The organism is Chryseobacterium sp. HMWF035, assembly GCF_003094695.1.
GTDB lineage: Bacteria > Bacteroidota > Bacteroidia > Flavobacteriales > Weeksellaceae > Chryseobacterium > Chryseobacterium gambrini.
Window position 1 is genome coordinate 14,974 of record NZ_QEHP01000132.1, and the last position, 19,781, is coordinate 34,754.

Genomic DNA, 19,781 nt, shown 5'->3' on the forward strand with positions numbered 1-19,781 from the left:
TAAGGAGCATATTGATCGGATATATGGGTATAAAACTGAACTCCGGGACTGCTTCCATATTTTGGATTAATGTTTCCTCTTTTATGGGCACGGCTTCCTACTGCAAAACGCTGACCATCAGATGAAGAAGTTTTTCCTTCACCCCAATATCCCGAAAAAGGATGCTTGTAATGATAATTAATAATTTCTGCTAGAGCCGAGGAATATGTTTCATCCCGGATATGCCAAGCCTGAAGCCATGAAAGTTTAGAATAAGAAATTCCGGGAGAAGCATCTGACATTTTCCTTAATCCCAGATTAATAGCATCGGATAAAATAACAGTAAGCATTAAATTTTTATCTTCAGCTTTATCTCCTGATTTTAAATGGGTAAAGTGATCTGAGAAATGAGTCCAGCCGTCTACTTCCTGGAGAAGGTCTGTAATTTTTATATAAGGCAATAGTCGATATACTTTTGTAGACAAGGTTTCCGCTTCCGGAGGAACAGCATTATCCAATGGTTTAATTTTTATTCTATCATTACTTACAGAAGCTTCCGGAAGAGCATTTTCCTCTGCCAGCCTACATGCAATTTCCATCTGATCTTCCAACTGCTTAATTTTTTCAGTTAAATATTGAGTGGCATCCAAAGGTATATCCAATGGAAGATTATTCTCATCCTTCATTGCCAAAAATAAGTCCTCAGGGATAAGGTAATCTTCAAAATCTTTATACTGACGTGATCCCTGTACCCAAAGATCTCCGGAACGCAGATGGTTCTTGAGTTCAGAAAAGATGCACAACTCATAAAACTTTCTATCAGTACCGTTCTCAGTAAATACCCGTTCTTCCCATCTTTTTCTTATAAAACCTGATGGTAGCTTTTCCGGAATTTTTTTTATTTCTCCTTTATATAGCTGTCGGAGGATATCTACTGCTCTTAATATATCTGTTGCTATTGGCGCTGACCGGAAATCAAGCTCCTGCAGGAATTCTCCGGCGTACCTCTTGATACTGGAATATTTATCGGCGGTCAAATACAGATAAGGTCTTCCGCTTTCTGAAAACAATTTTTCAAACTCTGACTCCATTTTATCCCAGGAAATCTCATGGGCTAATTTTACCAACGGATGCTCCATATTAATAAGCTCGGTGAGTCTGGTCTTAAATAAATTCTGCTGTAAATCCTGTTTTATTTTTCCTAATATTTTGCCACTTTCTATACCCCAAAAATAAGATTTCATACAATTTTCAACAACCATTTTAACCGTATTTTAATGCATGATAATGCAAATCAAAACATTATCACAATTTTAAGGAATGACTAAATAATTTGCTGAGTTCAAGTTATTTTATTTACAAAAATAGTTTTTAAGAGAGCCATTATTTTTTATTGGAACCTATTACAACAGTTAACTTTTATCTATCAAATTTATTACGCTTTTGATAGATTTTATCCTTACCCCTTTTTTTACTTTTCGTGAGCTGACCGCTTAACCATAGTTTTTTTTCTCACCATATATGTTTAATAGTTTCATAAGTCCAAATAAAATAAGCGTTACTACAAAAATAATTTTGATTTGGCTTGTAAACAATATCAAGATAAAAATAATTAGAAGCATCGATGTTTTGAATAGATTTTCCATATTAAACTTAAATTTTTCTCTTGGCGTAATTTCGTAAGTCATCCCTTTGTATTTTTTGAAAATTAGCCAATAAAAATAATAAATTAAAAATCCCGCAAAAAAATTGTTTATCAAAAAAACTCTTAATGGCAGTACAATTACATTTTCATTTTCACTAGATTCAGCAAGAAATGCTGTTGTAAATGGAAAAAAGACTATAGGAAGTAAGACAAATATATTGGCAATAATCATTCTGTTATTGTAATTGTGTAGGTGTTTAAATAAGAAATGGTGTTGCATCCAATAAGTTGCTATTAATACAAAACTTAATAATAATGCAACAAAATGGCTTCTCAAAGCAAGTAAATCTGTACAAACACTTTCAAATGTACTTTCCTTTGAGATATGAGGAAATTTAAAGTCAATCACCAATAATGTAATTGCAATAGCAAAAACGGCATCACTAAAAAATGCAATTCTTTCCACTTGGAAATCTTGTTTTGGGTGTTTTTCTATTTCAGTTAGTTTTTTATGCATAAGTTTATTTCGTTTCAATTTCAATTATTTTTGTACCATAATCTCCCAAATATTGAGTAAGTAATTTTTCATACACTTTGTATCCGTCATCTACGTTTGTAAAGATTAAAAGTCCTTGTTTTGTGTTTGGAAAAATAAATACTATTGTTTGTACACCTTTGTCAGCGCCCCCGTGAGTAAGTGCAAAATTACCATCGTCAAAATTGTATATTTCTAAACCAAGTCCAAAATGTTTTTTATTTTTAGAAGCTATTTGGTTTGTTGTCATATCTTTGAAAACTTTTTTAGAAAGACCTTCCCCGTTCATTAAGCTAATTAAAAACTTTCCATAATCTTCGATAGTAGTCAATAAGTCGTCCGCTGCATTTGGAATATTATTCTTTACAGTTTCATAAGGTTTATCTTCTGGGCTATACCCAATGGCAAGTCTTTCCGTGTCAATGTTTTTATCCCAAATAAATCTTGTGTCATACATTTTTAATGGTTGAAAGATAAGTTCATTTGCTAACTGTTGTAATGATTTATGAAACTTACTCTCCAATGCTTTTCTTAAATATTCAAAACCTTCACCTGAATATTGATAGCTTGTACCTGGGTCAAATTGAAAACTTAATTTTTTGTCTTTATCCAAATAACGCCAATTTTGAAAGCCTGTTTGGTGGCTTAAAATTAATCTTGTTGTTAATTTTTTATTTCGTGGGTCATTTGCAATGTCTGGGTCAGTCCAATATTTATAAACGGGTTCGTCTAAATTCCACTTACCCAAACTTACTAATTTTAATGCAATCATTGCAGTTACGGGCTTTGTGAGTGATGCAACATTGAAAATAGTATTATATGGTGCCGAAACACCTTTTGATATTTCTCCAAATACTTTTATTTGTTTTAGTTTTCCCTTTTCAATAACTCCAAGTCCAAGAGTTGGTACTTTATTTTCTTTTAACCATTTTTCAATGGCTTTATCATTGTCAAAAATTGGAATCTCATTTTCTTTTTTGCTTTCCGTTTGGTGGTCATAACTCAAACATTTATTTAGTTTCCATTGTCCGTTTTCTAAAAGCCAAACACTTGTGAATTTCGCAGTACTTGCATAACTTTCTTTTTTTCCCGCAATGGTCTCATAAAACTTGTGAATGCCTAATTGAATAGCACCGTACAAATTTTTGCCTTTGTATAATGGATAAATTTCAGAATTTCCATTTACAAGTTCTCTTCTTGATTGGTAAGTGGTAGGTGAAAAACAAAGCCCATTTCGTAAATTATGAATAAAAGTAGCTTTATAAGAAATACTGTCTCTATCGTGAAAGAACTCAAATTTGTCGCTTAACAAATTTTCAAACTGTTTTATATCACAAGTATTGAAACCAACATTAAAAAGCAAACTGTCCTTTAAAAGTATTGTTTTGTAAAGTTCTGATTGTGTCGTAACTTGTCCAAATACAGAAATCCTTGTTGTCAAAAATAAAAATAGTAAAATTGTTTTTTTCATTCTGTTGTTGTTTAATGTTTTCAAAAATCCTCGGTTCAATTTTGCTTGTTAAAAGGTTAAAAAATCGAAGTTGAGATATAACTTTGCTATTCTGTTTAATTTTTTAGATTTTACCGAAATAATTACTTTGTCCTAATGTGGGGACAAAACTCCAGCAGCACATTTGAAATTCATCTTCTTTTTCGAAATTTAAAAGAGTCCACTCCTTAAGCTCAAAGTCATAATAGCCCAACGAATAGCTCATACTTTCTGAGCTATCATAAATGAGTACCTAAATCGAGAAATCTTCATTATCACAAGGAGGATAAATCTCCATTGGATAAAAAATATGTGGTGTATTATAAACATATCCCCTTCCGTAAAAACGATCATAATAATAGCGCCTTTCTGAAATAGCTATATCCAATTCTTTTTTATTCAAATAGTCTGATAATGAAAGAATCCCTCTATTGGGCTGACATGACAAAAAGGTTTCTATCGGCACATAAGGCTTTAGGTTTTTTTTCTCTTTTTTCATAATATTTAATAGGTTAAATCACTTGAAAGGAGAGTTATCAAAAATTTCATGAATAGAATTTATCTATTGTTGATATTAATTGTTTATTTTAAGACATTGATAATGATTTTTAATGATAAGAAAAGGATTTAAATATATTTTGACTCTTTGGAATAAGTAATGTTTTAGCCTATTATAGGAGTAACTGTTACTTTGGTTTTCTGAAAGTAATTCACTCTTTATTCGATCAACACTTTTTGTCTTGAATTAGGTATTGGAAATTTTGAAACTTTTCTTCCATCTTGCAATAGTATTGCGGCTCAAATTGAATTTTTTTGCAATAGCAATATTGGTAATTTGATTTTTTCTCTGATAATCCAAAATTTGAATTATAGTTTCTTTATCATAAGATTTGTACTTTTGGTTATGATTTTCTAAGTATCGATCACTACCAAATATCATCTTATTAATTCTTATTACATCTAATACATTTAATTGATTTTTTAAGAGAGGCAAGAGTTCTTCTTTTCTATTGTAAAATTTTTTTTCTATTATGTCCTTAAAAATTTTATTATAATTGGGCTGCTCAAATTTTCTCATTGATTATTTATATTTTATTATAATTCTGTAATAATTATTTCAATCTAAAGAATTCTTCGAGGCTTGTCTCTGGTTTGTTTATTCCTAGATAATTTGCTTTGAGCAACCTTTATTTCATGAATTCTGCGAGATTGCCAATTCAGATATTAAGAATTAATTATTCTTTAGTGAAAGGTTGGCTTTAACTAGAAGCCTAAAAATTAACAACCTTAACATTAGCGAAATAATTTTTGAGTCACAATCAATAATTGGAACTATATTTAATAATCCATTTATATAAAGTAGTCTTAGGAATCTTATACTCACTGATAATCTCTTTTCTATCTTTCTCTCCTTTTTCAATTAATTCCAATATGAATTGAATTATTTCTTTTGTATAAATGTTCTTACGAAACTGTGGTAGAGCTGATTTAGTCGTTTTTTTAATGTCCTCTCGAGAGGGAGGCGAATAAAGAATCAGATGCTGAGTATATATCCTGAAAAAGTCATATTCTAATAGCTTACTCCATTTGAGAAGTAAGTCGGTTTCCAGATTTTCACAAGTATACATCATTAGTATTGTTTTTTCATTACAATTAAAAAAATTACAAATTCTGGATACACTTGCATCTTCACATTCCGAAACTTTAGTTTTTATAATTTGTCCTATATGTATGTTCTTAAAATCAAAATTCATTTTATTTAGTAATATTCTTTGAATTAAAATATTGACTTATCCCTTTAATTAATATTGGGAACTACGATTAGTAAGCGGTTTTCTAACAAAGTCCCTTCGGCAAGCTCAGGATAACATCTCGAACACTAACCGCAATATTTAAATATTGTCAGGTTAAGCCCCTTTTGAAGCATTTATTAGTAAAAGGGATAAGTCAATTAAAATATTAATTTAAACGCTGAGCTGTAAAGTAGAAATATACATTGGTTGCGTCTCTAGTTGCATGGTATGTTAATTGATACCATTCACCAGTAGGAAAGGTGAGCATAGCATTTACATATTCTGCCGTACCACCAGAACTGGATCCTAAACCGAACTGATCATCTCCATCTACTCTATAAGAATATCTTTGGGCAGGCAGGGAGGTATTTGCCCCATTACTATATACATCGTTGGTAGATAATGAAGAGATATTAAATACTGCTGCTGGCTGTCCTCCCGAATTTGTATTAAACAAGACCGGAGAAACTGAATTTGCAAAAAAAGGGGTTTCCACAAAATCCATTCTTAATCCATTGATAACAATATATTGTGATTGAACACTAGAGACTTGAGTATCATAGCTAGCTTTTTCTGAGTAATCTGTAAAAGTTGTACCCGCTGTATTTGTAGATTTTCTGTTGATATTTGAACCATGATTGGTAAAAAAAGTATTGGCATTAACAACTACTCTGAAGCTTTGTACCTCTCCAATTGCAAATACGTTTCCTGCACCTACCACAGCATTACATCCGGTTGCTCCAAAAGTAGTGGGAATTGCAAAAACAGCTGTCGACGGAGTCGATCCGTTTGGTGTACCTGTAATGTCATAAATCAATACACCATCTCCTGCATTTAAAGTACCTGCTCTCAAAGTAGCATTCAAGCCTGTAACACCAGTGGATGATATAGAGGATCCATTGCTATATGAAGCGCCATTGCCTCCTGTATATGCGATAGACATATTGCCTACATAAGGAGAGCCCGACACATAGGATTTTGGAGAAAGGCTTACGCTTGAACAGTTTAACGTAGTTATGCCTGGTGGTATTGAAGAAGAATCTTTAATACTTCTCCATTCGGAACCATTCCAATAGTAAAATCCCTTGGAGAAAGAACCGGCATCTGCAACAAGATAGACCAACTGTCCGCTTACGGAACCATTGGTCGTAAGATTACTCACTCTGGGTACCAGTATGCCGTCTTTAGCCGTCACCGCTCCCAGATGATTTACGCCTCTTACATCTAGTGTGGTCTCCGGAGTGGGAGTATTGACTCCCACCTGAGAAAACCCCAAAATACCTGTAAGGATTAAAGCAAGCAATAAAAAATTGTTCATCAGCTTTTGTATAAAAGCATTAGAATAGGTGATATGTGTGTTTTTAGATATCGTGTTCCCTTTTTTTGATGGAAATAATTTTTTTTTCATTGTGTAAGTATTATTTTTTTCCTAAAAGATTTATGTATTAAAATATATTTTAATAGGATATTGTTTTACACAATACTATTGTATATCGGCTGCTTTTCTTATGATGTGTCTTTGATATACAGAATATTAAGATATATCTCTATAGCATCTTCATTATGCTTTGTGGTAATTTTCGTTTAATAATTATAAATTCTCTAAGAAGAGTTTATAATTATGACTCTACCAAAGAAAGTTTTCTTTGGTAGAGTCATGAAGATTCTTAGTTTTTTATACAACGCATACTACGTCCAATTACTTTATAATAACTAGAATTTGTTGTATATGGGGGAACTGTATTACTAAAATATCTATAAATAGCCCATCCATCAGCAGAATTATGATTACTTGTATTATACTCACCTCTTATTACTGTATCTAAAGATGCGGAAGAATCATCCCTTCTCAATCCTGCGGAAATTTTTAAAATAGAATTAGCTGCAGTGGTTAAGTTTGTAATGCCGGCTGAATTAACATAATTAGTCCACTCGGTGGAAGTAGGTACTCTATACCCGCTTGGGCAAGGATTATTAGCACTGCTCTCAGAAGACCAAAGAGTTCCAGAGCTATTTCCCCAATTACCGCTTCCTCCTCCATATTTAATGAATAATGCATCAGTTGGATTACTACTTTGAGTAAAGGTCGAACCATTTAAAAATGTTCCTGTAGTGGCAGAAGTTCTAGTGATCAATTCATGTCCATCAGGTTTTCTACCCCATTGAAATAAACTTCCAAAGGCCAAATAATCTGACGCGCTTGTAGCTTGCTGTGCAAGATTAAAATTTGGATGGTTTATATCTGCATAGTGAGCTCCTAAATTATTATTAAGCCACGTATTCCCATCTTCAGCAACAACAGGTAAATACAACATATAATGAGATGTACTGTTACCCGTATTATCTGCTACACCAAACATTTTATCAGGAATTCCTGGAATATCTCTTACTTGGTAAGTAGTGGTATTGTATGCATTGTTATAAGGATAAACCAGACTTGCTAAAAGAACTCCTAAAGTATCATTACCAAGACCGGCATTAAGGTCTAGTTTTTTAGCATTCAGCACCCCTCCTACAGATGCTATCGTTGCTGTAATATATGTGGTACTAGAGGTATATGCTTGTGACGCCCAAGAAAGAGTAACATTTCTGCTTACCCCATCTTCCGTAAGATTGGCAGGTACATTTACTGTCGTAGAATATGCAGGCAAGGTATTACTTGCCGTAGCTGTTACTGGTATTCTTACTGTAACACCTGCTGTAGTTAGAGTACCTTGTACATTTATTGTAACGGCTTCATTACTGCCATCAGCAGCTTGTACATTAGTAGAAGCAGGAGCTGTAGGTGTAGTATATGGTAAATAGTCCTGATCAAATATAGAAGCAATCATATGTATTCTATTCTGAGCCAATGTTATAGATGTAGGAATAGTAATAGCTGCCGTTACGGGAAGAGAAAAAGTACAGCTTTGTCCTCCGAAAGTAATAGCAAAATTTGCTGTACCATTACCAATAGGAGTTCCGGAAATAGTGTATGTAAGATTTCCTGAACCAGAGTTAAGAGCGCCTGCCTGTAACGTAGCTGTTAGTCCCGTAACACCTGTAGAGGCTATACCTGAACCTGCAGAATAAGTATTGCCGTTCCCCCCACTATACGGAATAGTAGCTGAGCCATTATATGCAACATTCTGGTTTGCACTTGATGGACTATAACTTCCGGAAGCACAATTAAGAGACGTTACGGTAGCAGAGGGCGAATTTACCGTTCTGGTAAAACTACAGCTACTTCCTCCAAGTGTAATGGTAAATTGAGCAGTACCACCAGAACCAGGTGTTCCGGAGATGGTATAAATGACTGATCCTGGACCATTATTCACAGAGCCGGCAATAAGAGACGCTGTAAGTCCTGAAACACCAGAAGATGAAACACTTTGCGCAGGATATGCTCCCCCATTACCACCTGTATAGCTTACTGTTTGTGTTGCTCCAGAAGCAGCAACCCCTGCCGTTAAAGTACCTGTCGGAGTACTTCCTGCACAGTCTAAAACAGATACAGCACCTGCACCGTTAACATTAATCGTAAAAGTACAGCTAAAGCTACCAAAAGTAAAGAGAAAAGAAGCTACGCCAGAGCCAATAGGAGTTCCGGAAATTGTGAAAATAAAATTTCCGCCATTTCCGTTGGTAAGAATCCCAGAATTAAGAACTGCAGTTAATCCTGTTACTCCTGTACTATTGATTAATTGGCTGCTGTATGCTATGCCGTTACCTCCTGTATAAGGAACAGATATGTATACCCCATTTACAGAAATGCCTGAAACCACAGATCCTGTCTGTGTAGCAGAAGTACAGTTTAATCCACTAATCATGGGACTAGTAAGTGTTCCTAAACAATCAGACCAAGAATTACTTTGATAGACTTTTATACATTTATTAGCAATATCATAGATCAACATTCCATTTTCAGGAACCGCAATTGCTGAAGTATTTGGAACACGGGTTATTAGCAAAGCTTTACTATCAGATGTTAAATCTAAAATAGCAGAGCCAAGAGGAGAATTCGTTCCTATCCCTACATTGCCATTGTCTTTTGCCACAAAATCTGTTCCTGTATCTCTTGCTGTTGCTCCATCAGATTTGGTTCCTAATTTTACTAAAGTATTAGCAAAATCATTCACCCAGGCATCATCTGTCTTATCCCCTCCCATAGAAGACCACAGGCTTCCATTCCAGTAGTAAAATCCTTTAGAGAAAGAGCCTGTATCTGCAACAAGGTAAACCAATTGTCCGTTTACGCTTCCATTGGTAGTAAGATCACTTACTCTTGGAACCAGTATACCATCTTTAGCTGTAACAGCCCCTAAATGATTTACCCCCCTTATATCCAGCGTGGTCTCTGGTGTAGGAGTATTAATCCCCATCTGAGAAAATATACAAATACCTGTAAGGATAAAGGCTAATAATAAAACCCTATGTATAAGCTTTTGTATAAAAGCATTACAATGATTAGCATGTGTGTCCATATATCTCATGTTCACATGCTTTGACGAAAATAATTTTTTGTTTTTCATACTTTGTTGTTTAATTTATCTTAATTTAATCTATTATACTGGGCCACCATTCTGTCCCACTACAAATGAAATCAATAAACTGAAATCTCATGTTATTTCCCGTGATGGTTAATACATTACTTCCAGTAGGTTTAGTGACACCAGCAGGCAATGTTCCGGTTGCGGACATATCTGCAGTGGAAACCCCATTTACAATAAAATTAGGCGGATTTCCTCCAAAGAGATAAAAACGCACTAACTTTCCTGTGAAAGAGGCAGAAGGAGTGGGTAAGGTTAGAGTATGTGTTTTATCTACAAAATAAAAATCTGCTAATTGTGAAGGGGTGAAGGCTGACATGTTAGTTGTACCATTAAGCGATAACTCACTTCCAATCTTTACGGGTATAAATGGAGTGGATTTTAAATCACCGGTAGTAGCATCCGCCGTAACGAAAGAATCTGTATTCGCATAAGCATTGGTAAGTACTGTAGGATTCCTGATAGTACCAACTACATGAAACGCTGTTTGTGGACTGTTGGTTCCAATACCTACTCTGCCCGATGCAGAAGGAGTTGAAGAATTACTAGTTGCTGACATACCTGTTCCATAAATAAGGTTGCCGATATTAAGTTGGTCGTTACCCGCATCATTTGGGAGGTTAACGGTTCCTATAAGAATATTCCCACCACCAATAGCAGTAGGTGTTGGCTTATAACCTGCAAGGTATCCAATAAAAATGTTGTTACTACCCGAAGTGTTATTGCCTCCCGATAGACCTCCTACATATACATTATTAGACCCTGCTGTATTTTGCTGACCTGCTTGATACCCTAGCCCCGTATTATTAGTCCCTGTGATACTGCTCCCTAAACTTAAATAACCGATTGCCGTATTTTGCCCATTAGTTGTTGTATTAGCATTTAAAGCATTGGTGCCTACCGCAACATTTTCAACTCCTGTCGTAGTTGAGGCTAGCGCTCCTAAACCAATTGCAACATTACGACCCAATCCAGTCTGCAATGAGCCTAATGCATTAGCTCCTACTGCCGTATTAGATGTAGCAGTAGTGAGTGCCCCCAAAGCGCTCCTTCCAATAGCTGTGTTTAAGGTTCCGGTAGTAATGGATTTTAATGCAGAATTACCGAAAGCAGTGTTATAGGCAAAATTACCAACCGTTGTCGGTCCATCATAGCCAAAATAGGTATTGAATGTGTTGATCCTACCTGAATTAACGTTATTCATTTTAAAAATCAAGTCTTGCGCATCTTTGGTCCCTATAAAATTGGTAGTAGAACTGGTACCTGTGTTTCCAGTAGTGTGCCAGTCATCCCCTTGTATAAATTGCCAAAGCGAGCCATCGAAATAATAATATCCTACCTGTGTGATGTTGATTCTTTGAGATACAGTATCTCCGCCAGAAATATCCGATATATATACTATTGCACCTGTTTGATTTGTACCATACAAAGTGTTTCCTTTAGCAGTTAGCTGTGCTCGAGTCAATCTAGGAGCAATAACCCCGTCAATAGTTGTTAAGGAGTTTGCTACCCCAACTATGTCTAATGTACCTTTAGGATCTGTTGTATTAATTCCTACTTGAGCGTATAACAACAAACCTGTTAAAAAAAATGTAATTGATGCAATTTGTTTCATGGTTTAAGTATTTACTTTTATAAAGATTAATTTTTGTAGGAATCAGTGATGAAATAAAAAGTGAAAAGGCTACTATGCTGTGCTGTAACAAGTAGTATATAAAGCCGCAAATTTTTTTGTAACTAAAAAGATATAATTATATTTTAATTTTCTATTTTTCATCACCTACTTGTTGAAAAAACAATAAAATACTTTTTTATTAGAATAGTTAAAGTTAGTTAATTTTTCATTAAAATAAAAAAAAAAAAACTTTTTTTATTATGTTGCAAATAAATTAATGTTTTATTTAGTAATATATCAAAATGTAATGAAAAAAAATCTTGTGGAAAAGGTGATTTTTAGGCAGGTTATGACTAAGACAACATCTGCTAGTATTTTGTAGTATGCAGTAGAAAGAGAATATTTGATGAGATCAAGTAAGTATTTTAAAAGAATACAATATCTTTCTTAATATAAGCCAGTATTCAATCGGAAAATACGAGAAAAATATTGTAAAAAAGTTGTGTAGGGAAAAAATAGATACGCTAATTTTAGAGTTTTTATCTTTTATTTTTTATGTTTTAGTTATTAATTACAATTTTTTTGCATACTGTATTTGTTTCTCCATATCATTGGGCATAGTATCTACTATTTTTTGAGCTACAGCTTTGCGCCAGAGAAAGCATAAAAGCCCAGTTACAGTTATAGTGTTTGTAATTTTAAGACCTTTCGATGTTTCTTCAAATGTATGTTGGTCATACATTTTGGCTAAAGGAAAATTGGTAACATCTAAAAACATTTTGTTTTCAATTGCCTCTAGTAATTTAATTTTTATATTTGGTCCTCCTTTTGGTCTTAAAATAAAAAAGTTTCCTTTTTCAAAATTTCCCTCAATTTTAGCAAACTCAATTCCTTTGTCCCAATTATGCCAATTATTAACGTCCGAAAAAAGTTTCCATATTTGCTCTTTTGTAACTTCATTTGTTAAAATAGTGTAAGATTTTGTCCACATATTGTTATTTATTAAATGTTGGATACAAAATTCTTTTAAATTTTTCGCAAAACAATAAAATAAGAGGCTACAAAACAACTACTTATCTTAAAAAAACAACTACAAAATGACCACACCATGGAAAATTTAGGCTCATCCTCTTGGCATCACCTTGATTTTTCTTTTTTGATATTCAATATGTTATATCAGATTATAATTCCTTACTTAGCTTGAAACATTATGATTTTACAAATCGGAAATTCGAAATAGCTTAAAAATAATGTAAGGGTTATTTTTTCTTGTTTTTACAAAAACACACTTGAGAAAATACAAGAAATATCATACGAATTTCAAAACCGGCTATACATTAGATAGTTGCTCCTTAACAAAACCTTCTTTGTAATTTATTTTTAAAAAAGTATTAAAAACAGGATGATGTGTATTTGATAAAAATAGAAAACAATTTTCTGTTTCAATATTTCCATCATTTTCTTCATATTCCAAGCGGTTGCAGATAGTAATGCATTGATTTGTGGTCCCGATTCTCCCAAGAAGTAATTCTGAGCTAGCCTAAAATCGTTTTTTAGATGTCCGATTATAGGCTCTATTGCTGCTCTTGTTCTAAATTTTTTGCGTTTTATTTGCTTTTGATAAGCTGTATCTGATTTTCGTGGAATGTCTGGGATAGATATTTTCACACCTTTGATTTGAGATTTTCCTCTTCCACCCCGGTCGTAAACGAGTTCTTTTGGTAGCTTTTGACCGCTGTTTTCCATTTGTTCCAAAAGCGGTTCAATGGTGTGACCATCGTAAGGAGTTTGCAAAAATGTTTTAATACCAAGAATGATTTTTTCCCCTTTGCCCGAAGTGGTTATCAAAGCCTACTTTATTGCCAAACTCATACTGTTTATGCGCTTTTCCTCTCGCAATTGATAATGGCAACGTTTTTTCCTTGCTGTAGCTCATTTTTAATGTCACTTAGAATTTGCTTGTTTCTTGCAGAATCGTGAACCAATATTTTAGATAATACTTCAAATTGATCTGTTTTAGAATGGTAAGGAATACCAAGTGATGTACAGAAGCAATGGATATTTTCAGATTTGATAATAGTGGTAAAATAATAGAACATTGGGATGTTTTAGAACCATTAACAGGAGTATCCTTAAATTCAAATGACCCTTTTTATTATCCAAAATCACTATTGTCCGATAAAAATTAGATTTTCCATTTCTCAATAGGCTTATTATTAAGTGTTTAATTTTTTATATTTTTAAAACCAAGCATATCAAAAAAGTGTAAGTTGAACGGATTCTAAACGCTCTATTTCCCAATCCTTTTCTGGATTTTCGAGAAATTTCATCAAATTGATGTGGTTGAAGAGGTGGATTTTGCAGAAACTTACCAAATTGGAAAATGCCCAATTGCGCTTGAGTCTCTTTTTTATTACAGCTAGTAAAAGATTAACGATTAATACGCAGTAAATCTGTATTTTGATGGCATTTTCATTGTCTCCCAAAAAATATTTCAGTGGAAAATTTTGTTTGAGTTGCTTGAACAGAAGTTCAATCTGCCATCTGATTTTGTAAAGTGCCGCAATTAAATCAGCTCTCATTTCAAATAAATTGGTCAAAAACTCAAATTCTCTCTTGTTTTGGCGGTCATAAAACCTCACTTTTCTTAAGGCTAATTTTGATATTGCTTTTCCATTTTTCACCTCAATTTCTATGACTTCATCAGCTAAAACACCACTGTGAATCCGCCCTTCAATATCCAATTCTTCAATTTTCCTGTACGAAGCATTGTCTTTTATTCGGGTTACAAAGCCTGTTTTTTGCTCTGAAAAATGCTCGAATGCCTTATAATCATTATATCCTTTATCAAAAACGTAAATTGTATTTTCATCGCATTTTAGCTTTTCTAAAAAATTGTGGTCGTGCGTTTTAGCCTCGCTGAACCAAACCAAACTCGGCACTATTTCATCCGCATTGACCACTGTATGAACTTTAATTCCACCTTTCTTTTTGCCCGTTTTTGGATTCCTTCCAACCCCTTCCAAAATGTCTTTGAACAAGCTGATTGTCGTACTATCGAAGATTTTAACCTGCTTTTTTATCACCTCTTTAATTCGGCTGTCCGATAAAAAACTGCCATACTGCTTGAGTAATACCATTTAGTCTTTGAATTTCCTGCATTAATTAGTATCTTTAAAAATGCCAAAAAAGATAGATATCGTTATTTCTGAAGACCTTGATTTTTTAGAAAAGAATCTAAGGAAGTTATCGGGAAGATTAAAACAAGACCGAATCAAGACTCTTATTTATATAAAAAAAGGAGAATATAGCTACCAAAGTGATATAGCAAAAAAATTAGGGAGAGGGGAAAAAACTATCCGTACGTGGATACAGGACTATTCAAAGAATGGGCTGTCTCTCTTACTGGAAGTAAAAAGTGGAGGAAATAACACCCGTACTATTTCTGATCAAATGATTTCTGCGATAGAGAAAAAGCTGAAAGACCCTGAAACGACTATTACTTCCTATGTTGAATTAAAGCACGTTCTTGAAGAGGAATTGGGAGAAGAGATTCTTTATGATGCCTTGTATTCTCATTGCAGGCGTAAGTACAAAAGCAAACTTAAGGTAGCAAGAAAGTCCCATCACAAAAAAGATCAGAACGCAGAAGCGTTTTTTAAAAAATCTTGAAAAAAGATTTGAAGACTTTAGATTTATTCTGAATAGCAATAATTTTGATTCAGTCAATCTTTATTTCCAAGATGAAAGCAGGTTTGGGTTAATCACCAAACAAAAGCGGGTCGTTACAGCCAAAGGTATCAAACCCATCGGAAATTACAAGCATAGCTATTTGTACAAATGGCTTTGGGGAAGCTTCTCTCCCATAACAGGAGAAAGTTTCTGTATGACCACTAATGGAGTTTGTAAAGAATTATTTGTAAAGTATTTAGAAGATTTTAGTCTGCACAAGCCTAACGAGCTAAAAATACTCATTATAGATAATGCTGCCTTTCATTCCACTAAAGATGTGGAGCTTCCAAAAAATATTATTCTTTTTCCAATACCGCCTTATAGCCCCGAACTCAATGCCGCAGAAAAAGTATGGCAATGGATGAAGGATAAAATAGCCATGAAAATATATGATACATTAGAAACTTTAGAAAATAAATTAGAAGAACTTTTAAAAATAGCAAATCATCAACGCATAAAATCTTTAACCGGATTTGAATTTTACTTGAAAGCTTTTTACAGTATTTTCAAAAGCTAAATGGTATAAACCGTGGTAAATATTTTCAAAAACCAAAACATCTCTTTTCTTATTGGCATCCGACAAAGTGCTTCTTTTGGGAATGTGATTCAACTGAAAACCCGCCGTTTTGCCCGATAAACCAAGCATGGCTCCCGATATTTCACGAAGGGATGTACATTTTGAAAAAGAACAAAAAAGCATACTTATCAAATGATCTTTCGTCTTAAAACGCTTGGTATAGCGGTCCGAATCACATTTTTTTACCGCTCTGCCAATCAATCCTTCATCTATTAAAGAAATCAGCTGTCCGAAAACCGATTTGGTAGAAAAATGATTACTTTTACTCATCGCAATTTTGTTAGTTACAAAACTAAATTACGACAACTTTAAAGAAGCCTCTAATCAGGCTTCTTTTTTATCGGACAACAGTGTAAAAAAATATAAAAATTGGAGAAGAATTGCCTGATTTTCTTTAAAAAATGCTAAAGATGTAGTCGTAAACTCTTCCGATATTTTGGAAAATGATTATTGCTTTTTATCTTGGAAGTTGGTGTCCGTATTGCTAAAGCATTGCAAAAAAAATATTTGAATTTAAAGAGAAAAAGAATCTGCCTCTCTTGTGAGACGGATTCTCTATTTTTTAACATGTCAGTGGGTTGCAGCAGCTGCTTTTTTCTGTATAGCCATTTAGTATTTTTATATCCCTCGTGTAATTTCAGAGGCTTCATTAACTACTGGAATTGATACAATATTCAAGTCTTTAACAAATGGCAATTGTGCCAATTCTGCAACTATTGGAGAGTTCATGAAATTATCCAAGTCTTCCTTAGTTTCCCAAAGATAAAAACTTGAATATAAATCTTCATGATTTGACATCCAGACTTTTGAGATAAGACCACTTACCTTTGCTATGGGTTCTGCATAAGGTTTAACCCATTTTTCCATATACTCTTCCTTTGAATTGAATTCAAGACGATAAGAGAAAATTTGACCGTACTTCATTTTTTAAATTATTATTACTGCAAAATTGCGTTACAAAGATCTAATACTTTTTTGAGCCAAAAAATGAATTTTCACACTTTTATTGTGTGTGGTTTATCACATTTTTAGTAATTCGGCTCAACATTTCTCTTGATACACCAATGTAAGAGGCAATAAGATATTTAGGGATTTTTTGGGTAAAATTTGGGTATTGCTCTAAAAAGTGTTCAAACCGTTCTGTAGATGTTAATTTGAGCATTGATAAAATTCGCTCCTGAGAAGCCACATAACCAATATTAGATTTTACACGGAAGAAATACTCCAATTTATGAAATTCTTTAGCTAATTTTTCTAAATTTTCTTTTGTGATAGACAATAGTTCACAATCTGTTACACAATCCACATAAATTGTAGCTTCAGTCCCATTAAAAAAAGCCTTATAGTCTGTAATCCACCAATCAGCTTCAGCAAATTGTAAAATATGCTCTTTACCACTTTTGTCGATGTAATAAGATTTTAGTAACCCTTTGTTAACAAAAAACTTACTGATATTATGTTGACCTGATTCCAACAAGAAAGAATTCTTTCTTAATTTTTTTTCTGTGAAGTGAGCCAATATATAGTCAAATTCTTTTTCTGTTAAATTTATTAAGCTTTCAAATTGCTTTCTTAATAGTAAACTCATTTTTCAAATTATTTTCTGATTTAACTTTTTTAAATAGTTCAAGTTGTATAAACTGTTTGTCGATTGAAAAAGTGATTGAATCGAAATACAGATAAAATAGTTCAATGTAAGAACAACCATTAACTTAATATTAAACTATCCATTTTGTCAAAACGGCTGTGCAAGTTGAACAACTCAAAAATAGTTAAAATTTTGTGACTTACTTTATGTAAAGGGTGGCAAAATTTTACGACACAATAATTCGCAGATTGATTTTAAAGGTGTCAGCTCACGAAAAGTAAAAAAACCGGGTTAAGGATAACATCTATTAGAGCCTGTGATAAGTTTGCCTACAATATTTAAAGAATACTAAAAGTTAAAAATATTCATATAGAATAATACATTAGAAAAAGCAACAGGAAAAAGACAGAGAGCTTGCAGATATTCAATATCGATTTAAACATTGAGTCCCTGTTGCTTGTTTTCTAAAGACCGAATAGGATGCTGTTCAGAACTGTGATAAGAACTCTTATCACAATGGTTAAAAAGAAAACTACTTTCTAATGAAATTTAAAAACTTTTAGTAAGGCGAATTTAGGAAAAAAAGTAATTGGAGTGGATGTGAGTTCCAAGATTTTGGTAATGAGTTTATTGAACGATGAAGAAAAACAAGTCATCATTAATGTTTGCAACAACAAAACAGATATTGAAAAATGCTTGAAGAAGTGGAAAAAAGAGACGTACAAAATTGTGGTTGAAGCCACTGGTTCCTCCAGTAGCAAAATTTTGTATTATGCTTACCAGTTGGGCTTTGAAGTGTATCAGGTAAGCGGATTATCTATAGCAAGCTCACTATAAAAAGTCTTATCTTAGCTGTATGAGTTATAGTTTAGATTTTCGTAAACAAGTATTTAAAATAAAAGAACAGGAAAAGCTTACTGATCAGGCTGTTTGTAAACGTTTTGGAATAAGTACCCGAACCTTTTCCCGCTGGAAACAAAACCTTATTCCTGTTGGGAAAAGAAATAAACCCGCTACGAAGATCGATATGGAAGCTTTAAAGAAACATGTAGAAGAATTTCCTGATGCTTACCAGTATGAAAGAGCTGCTTTCTTTGGAGTCAGTCCCAACTGTGTTCTCTATGCCCTTAGACGATTAAATATAAGTGTTAAAAAAAACACTGACTCATCCCAAGTCTGATCCTGTGAAAAGAGCTGAATTTCAATATCAATTGTTTCATTATCAACAGCTGGAACAAAGAAACATTATCTATATTGATGAGAGTGGTTTTGCTACCGATGCACCAAAGGATTACAGCTATAGCTTAAAAGGAACAAGATCTTACGGGGTTAAAGACTGCCCATAATAAAGGAAGAGTGAACGCCATTGAAGCTATTCTGGATTTTAACATCCTCAATGTAGGATTGTTTGAAGGAAATATCAATGCAGATGTTTTCCATGCTTGGGTAACTCAGGAGCTCCTTCATTCGATTCCTGCAAATTCAGTCCTGGTAATGGACAATGCAACCTTCCATAAAAGATCCGATAGTATTGCTGCCATAGAAAAAAGTGGACATTCTATTCTGTTTCTGCCTCCTTACAGCCCCGATTTAAATCCTATTGAAAAGAAGTGGGCACAGGCTAAAAGTATGAGAAGAAAGGTAAGGTGTGATCCGTATGAACTTTTTCAAAAATTTATCACTTGACGAAATATATTGAGTTAGCTATATCAAGAAATTTGCAGGAGTGAAAAACCACATCAGCAAAATCGACGAACAAGACGCAAAACCGATTCGGAATTTTTGGAGAACAATCGAACTTAATCCTTTTGAACCGAAAAAGAAAATATTGAACTTCTTGACCAAGAACTGATGCTCTATATTGATGAAAGTGGTTTTGCCACCGATGCACCAAGGGATTACTGCTATATCTTTTTCAAAAAGCTATCTCTTGATAAAATATATTGAGTTAGCTATAACATGATGGTATAAAAGTTGGAATAATATATATGTTAAAGATAGTTTTAATTCTTATTCAACTGCTTTTCTTTAATTTTTTTAAATAACAATAAAGTGATATATGAATTGTTTATATAGAAATAATAATTTTATGTAGTGGCAATGTGTTGTAAAAATCAAATATTTATGATTAATTTAAAATTATTTTTACTAATAACTTGCTGAAAATTGGGTGTGTCTTAATTTTTTTTTACTATTTGATGTATAATGTGTAATAATTTATGATTTTATATTTGTTATTCATATATGTTTATGGTTGTATTTTTTTTAAGCATGAGATTATTTTATAAAATGTTAATAG

18 protein-coding genes and 2 pseudogenes are annotated in these 19,781 nt (G+C 33.3%); 5 read left to right on the plus strand and 15 right to left on the minus strand.

Going from position 1 to position 19,781, the window contains the following annotated elements; all coding sequences use genetic code 11:
* The 12 genes and pseudogenes from DD829_RS24510 to DD829_RS20280 all read right to left on the minus strand — a co-directional run.
* A pseudogene (locus tag DD829_RS24510) lies at positions 1–377 on the minus strand (Tn3 family transposase); the annotation flags it as partial.
* Between the two features lie 1,095 nt (positions 378–1,472).
* The gene (locus tag DD829_RS20230) at positions 1,473–2,141 is read right to left on the minus strand and encodes a TMEM175 family protein (RefSeq protein WP_194294703.1); all 669 of its coding nucleotides are present in this window, start codon (positions 2,139–2,141) and stop codon (positions 1,473–1,475) included.
* Positions 2,142–2,145: 4 nt separating this feature from the next.
* Positions 2,146–3,630 (minus strand): serine hydrolase, encoded by a 1,485-nt coding sequence (locus DD829_RS20235; RefSeq protein WP_108410486.1) that lies wholly within the window; start codon positions 3,628–3,630, stop codon positions 2,146–2,148.
* Positions 3,631–3,901: 271 nt separating this feature from the next.
* Entirely contained in the window at positions 3,902–4,147 is a 246-nt protein-coding gene (locus DD829_RS20240; RefSeq protein ID WP_108410487.1) for a hypothetical protein, read from the minus strand.
* Positions 4,148–4,393: 246 nt separating this feature from the next.
* Positions 4,394–4,726 carry a helix-turn-helix domain-containing protein gene (locus tag DD829_RS20245; RefSeq protein WP_116548101.1) on the minus strand — a complete coding sequence of 111 codons (333 nt, stop codon included), beginning with the start codon at positions 4,724–4,726 and terminating at the stop codon, positions 4,394–4,396.
* Between the two features lie 881 nt (positions 4,727–5,607).
* Positions 5,608–6,849, minus strand: a complete 1,242-nt coding sequence (locus DD829_RS20255; protein WP_108410114.1) for a hypothetical protein — start codon at positions 6,847–6,849, stop codon at positions 5,608–5,610.
* A 259-nt stretch (positions 6,850–7,108) separates the two neighbouring features.
* Complete coding sequence (locus DD829_RS20260; protein WP_123906946.1) at positions 7,109–9,952, minus strand: beta strand repeat-containing protein; 2,844 nt, start codon at positions 9,950–9,952, stop codon at positions 7,109–7,111.
* 25 nt (positions 9,953–9,977) lie between these two features.
* On the minus strand, positions 9,978–11,585 hold the full coding sequence (locus DD829_RS20265; RefSeq protein ID WP_108410112.1) for a hypothetical protein: 1,608 nt from the start codon (positions 11,583–11,585) through the stop codon (positions 9,978–9,980).
* Positions 11,586–12,156: 571 nt separating this feature from the next.
* Entirely contained in the window at positions 12,157–12,576 is a 420-nt protein-coding gene (locus tag DD829_RS20270; protein ID WP_116548103.1) for an SRPBCC family protein, read from the minus strand.
* A gap of 389 nt (positions 12,577–12,965) precedes the next feature.
* A complete protein-coding gene (locus DD829_RS20275) occupies positions 12,966–13,433 on the minus strand; it encodes a transposase (protein ID WP_108411436.1) in 468 nt (155 codons plus the stop codon).
* Between the two features lie 29 nt (positions 13,434–13,462).
* Complete coding sequence (locus tag DD829_RS23405) at positions 13,463–13,684, minus strand: hypothetical protein (protein ID WP_123906947.1); 222 nt, start codon at positions 13,682–13,684, stop codon at positions 13,463–13,465.
* Positions 13,685–13,840: 156 nt separating this feature from the next.
* Entirely contained in the window at positions 13,841–14,725 is an 885-nt protein-coding gene (locus DD829_RS20280; protein ID WP_228408251.1) for an IS4 family transposase, read from the minus strand.
* Between the two features lie 40 nt (positions 14,726–14,765).
* On the opposite strand from DD829_RS20280, the gene DD829_RS20285 reads away from it, so the two are divergent.
* Positions 14,766–15,257 carry a helix-turn-helix domain-containing protein gene (locus DD829_RS20285; RefSeq protein ID WP_108411471.1) on the plus strand — a complete coding sequence of 164 codons (492 nt, stop codon included), beginning with the start codon at positions 14,766–14,768 and terminating at the stop codon, positions 15,255–15,257.
* A 28-nt stretch (positions 15,258–15,285) separates the two neighbouring features.
* Positions 15,286–15,834 (plus strand): IS630 family transposase, encoded by a 549-nt coding sequence (locus tag DD829_RS20290; protein WP_262497977.1) that lies wholly within the window; start codon positions 15,286–15,288, stop codon positions 15,832–15,834.
* Here DD829_RS20290 and DD829_RS20295 read toward each other — a convergent pair.
* The 3 genes from DD829_RS20295 to DD829_RS20305 form a co-directional block, all read right to left on the minus strand.
* Positions 15,781–16,164 (minus strand): DUF4372 domain-containing protein, encoded by a 384-nt coding sequence (locus tag DD829_RS20295; RefSeq protein ID WP_228408252.1) that lies wholly within the window; start codon positions 16,162–16,164, stop codon positions 15,781–15,783. The two genes, DD829_RS20290 and DD829_RS20295, sit on opposite strands and share 54 nt — an antisense overlap.
* A gap of 348 nt (positions 16,165–16,512) precedes the next feature.
* A complete protein-coding gene (locus DD829_RS20300; protein ID WP_108411013.1) occupies positions 16,513–16,818 on the minus strand; it encodes a YdhR family protein in 306 nt (101 codons plus the stop codon).
* Positions 16,819–16,897: 79 nt separating this feature from the next.
* A complete protein-coding gene (locus tag DD829_RS20305; RefSeq protein WP_116548104.1) occupies positions 16,898–17,482 on the minus strand; it encodes a Crp/Fnr family transcriptional regulator in 585 nt (194 codons plus the stop codon).
* Between the two features lie 600 nt (positions 17,483–18,082).
* Here DD829_RS20305 and DD829_RS20310 point away from each other — a divergent pair.
* The 3 genes and pseudogenes from DD829_RS20310 to DD829_RS20320 form a co-directional block, all read left to right on the plus strand.
* Entirely contained in the window at positions 18,083–18,319 is a 237-nt protein-coding gene (locus DD829_RS20310; protein WP_228408253.1) for a hypothetical protein, read from the plus strand.
* Positions 18,320–18,338: 19 nt separating this feature from the next.
* Entirely contained in the window at positions 18,339–18,662 is a 324-nt protein-coding gene (locus DD829_RS20315; protein WP_116548045.1) for an IS630 transposase-related protein, read from the plus strand.
* A 149-nt stretch (positions 18,663–18,811) separates the two neighbouring features.
* Positions 18,812–19,168: pseudogene (locus DD829_RS20320) on the plus strand (transposase); the annotation flags it as partial.
* Between the last annotated feature and the right edge of the window lie 613 nt (positions 19,169–19,781).